Origin of the sequence: Citrobacter sp. wls613 (assembly GCF_005281195.1) — a bacterium.
Lineage (GTDB): Bacteria > Pseudomonadota > Gammaproteobacteria > Enterobacterales > Enterobacteriaceae > Citrobacter > Citrobacter gillenii.
Map to the genome: position 1 here is coordinate 20,788 of NZ_SZXN01000072.1, position 564 is coordinate 21,351.

At 66.5% G+C, this 564-nt stretch carries 1 protein-coding gene; it reads right to left on the bottom strand.

Features of this window, described 5'->3' with window-relative positions:
• On the bottom strand, positions 1-564 hold a 564-nt coding region (locus FDX01_RS23950), incomplete at both ends, for a trypsin-like peptidase domain-containing protein (RefSeq protein ID WP_249361011.1).

The window sequence follows — 564 nt, forward strand, 5'->3', positions numbered from 1 at the left end:
GCGCGGAGACGATACCAGTGGTGAGCGTCCAGTCCAGGCCGAAGGGGTTGCCGATAGCGAACACCTTCTGACCCACCTTGAGGTCGGCACTGGTGCCGACCGGCACGGCCGGCGGGCGCTTGAAACCGACGCCGATCTTGAGCACGGCGATGTCGTGCGCGGGGCTCGTCCCCACCAGCGCGGCCTGGTAGTCGCGGCCGTCGGCCAGTTTGACGGTGGCTTCGGACGCGCCCTGGATGACGTGGAAGTTGGTGACGACGTGGCCGGCGTCGTCCCAGATGAAGCCCGAGCCAGTGCCGCGCGGCACGGAGAACACGTTGCGCGTCCAGACATCGCGTACTAATTGCGCGGTGGTGATGTAGACCACCGAGGCGCGCGATTTTTCGAACAGTTCGATGGTGGTTTTCTCGTCCGCCGCCAGATCGCCACGCGCCATCACGGTGCGTTCTGCTGCCTCGCGCGGACTGAACCATGCCTCGATGGCGGGCAGAAACTGCCACAGCAGCATGAGCGCGGCAATGCAGGCGGTGATGAAGAGCCCGCGCCGGACGAAGCGGTCCGGCG